General features: G+C 73.0%; 1 protein-coding gene. It reads left to right on the forward strand.

The window, feature by feature from the left end; all coding sequences use genetic code 11:
• Positions 1-22: 22 nt before the first annotated feature.
• On the forward strand, positions 23-2,443 hold a 2,421-nt coding region (gene glgB / locus ACIQOV_RS37445), incomplete at its 3' end, for a 1,4-alpha-glucan branching protein GlgB (protein ID WP_401055251.1).

Below are 2,443 nucleotides of genomic sequence, written 5' to 3' on the forward strand. Positions count from 1 at the left end.
CCCGTCGCAGGAGGACCCCGCCGTGACGCCGATCGACCCGACCGGCCGCCCCACCCGCACCGTACCGGCCACCTTCCTGGCCGGACCGCTCCCAGCCGAAGGGCGGGCGGCCGAAGGGCGCGCCGGCCACGACCGCGAAGCGCGCCGGGCGACCGAGGAGGAGGACGCCGGGACCGCCTCCGAGCCTCCACCCTCGCCCCGGCCCGCCCCCCGGCCCGCCGCCGGAGAACCCCGGGAGGCCGGACGCCCGGCCCCCGCCGGGGCGCTGCGGCTGCCCGAGGCACCGTTGCCGCCGTCCGAGGTGGACCGGCTGGTCGGCGGGCAGCACCACGACCCGCACGCCCTGCTCGGCGCACACCCGGTGCTCGGCGGCACGGCGATCCGGGTGCTGCGCCCGTTCGCCGAACGGGTGGTCGTGGAGACCACCCAGGGCCCGGCCGAACTCACCCACCAGCAGGGCGGACTGTTCACCGGCCTGGTGGCCGGCGGCGATCCGCCGGACTACACCCTGCTGGTGACGTACCCCGACGGCGAGCCGCTGCGCCAGCACGACGGCTACCGCACCCCGCCCACCCTCGGCGAACTCGACCTGCACCTGATCTCCGAGGGCCGGCACGAACAGCTGTGGCGGGCGCTCGGCTCGCACGTGCGCACCGTCGACGGGGTGGCCGGCACCGCCTTCGCGGTCTGGGCGCCGAACGCCGCCGGGGTGCGGCTGATCGGCGACTTCAACCACTGGAACGGCACCGGGCACCCGATGCGCTCGCTCGGCTCGTCCGGGATCTGGGAGCTGTTCGTCCCCGGCCTGGCCGAGGGCGCCACCTACAAGTACGAGGTGCACACCCGGCAGGGCTGGGTGCTGGACAAGGCCGACCCGCTCGCCCGGGCCGCCCAGTGCCCGCCCGGCACCGCCTCGGTGGTCACCTCCTCCGACCACACGTGGCAGGACGGCGAGTGGATGGCCCGCAGGGCCCGCTCGGCGCACCACCGGGCACCGATGTCGGTGTACGAGCTGCACCTGCCGTCCTGGCGCCCGGACCTCACCACCTACCGCGCCATCGCCGAGGAACTGCCGCGCTACCTCCAGGAGTTGAACTTCACCCACGTGGAGTTCATGCCGGTGATGGAGCACCCCTTCGGCGGCTCCTGGGGCTACCAGGTGTCCGGCTACTACGCCCCCACCGCCCGGCTCGGCGGCCCCGACGACTTCCGCCACCTGGTGGACACCCTGCACCGGCACGGCATCGGCGTGATCGTCGACTGGGTGCCCGCGCACTTCCCCAAGGACGACTTCGCGCTCGCCCGCTTCGACGGCGAGCCGCTGTACGAGCCGGCCGACCCGCTGCGCGCCGAGCACCCGGACTGGGGGACGCTGGAGTTCGACTACGGCCGCAAGGAGGTGCGCAACTTCCTGGTCGCCAACGCGGTGTACTGGTGCGAGGAGTTCCACATCGACGGCCTGCGGGTGGACGCCGTCGCCTCGATGCTCTACCTCGACTACTCCCGCGAGGGCGGCGACTGGACGCCCAACCAGTACGGCGGCCGGGAGAACCTCGACGCGGCCTCCTTCCTCCAGGAGATGAACGCCACCGTCTACCGCCGCTGCCCGGGCGTGATCACCGTCGCCGAGGAGTCCACCGCCTGGGACGGGGTCACCCGGCCCACCGACGCCGGCGGCCTCGGCTTCGGGCTGAAGTGGAACATGGGCTGGATGCACGACTCGCTGGTCTACATCTCCAAGGAGCCGGTGCACCGCAAGTACCACCACAACGAGATCACCTTCTCGATGGTGTACGCCTACTCGGAGAACTACGTCCTGCCGATCTCCCACGACGAGGTGGTGCACGGCAAGCAGGCGCTGGTGTCCAAGATGCCCGGCGACTGGTGGCAGCAGCGCGCCAACCACCGCGCCTACCTCGGCTTCATGTGGTCCCACCCGGGCAAGCAACTGCTGTTCATGGGGCAGGAGTTCGCCCAGGGCGCGGAGTGGGACCACGAGCAGGGCCCGCAGTGGTGGGTGCTCGACGAGCAGTGGCCGGCCCACCGGGACCACCTCGGGGTGCGCCGGCTGGTCGGCGACCTCAACCGGTGCTACCTCGACACCCCGGCACTGTGGGAGCTGGACACCGTCCCGGACGGCTTCCGCTGGCTCGACGGCGGCGCCGCCGAGGACAACCTGCTCTCCTTCGTCCGGTACGCGGCCGACGGCTCGCCGCTGGTCGCGCTCTGCAACTTCTCGCCGGTCGTCCGGCACGGGCACCGGGTCGGCCTGCCCCGGCTGGCGGGCCGCGAGCAGCTCTGGGAGGAGGCACTGAACACCGACGCCGAGGAGTACGGCGGCAGCGGCGTCGGCAACTCCCACCCGGTCAAGGCCGAGCCGGGCCTGCAGGGACAGCCACGGGACCATCCAGGAGTGGCTGCCCGGCTTGGGGATCTGCGGCTC

The sequence above is a fragment of the Kitasatospora sp. NPDC091257 genome (assembly GCF_044757675.1).
Classification (GTDB): domain Bacteria; phylum Actinomycetota; class Actinomycetes; order Streptomycetales; family Streptomycetaceae; genus Kitasatospora; species Kitasatospora lactacystinica.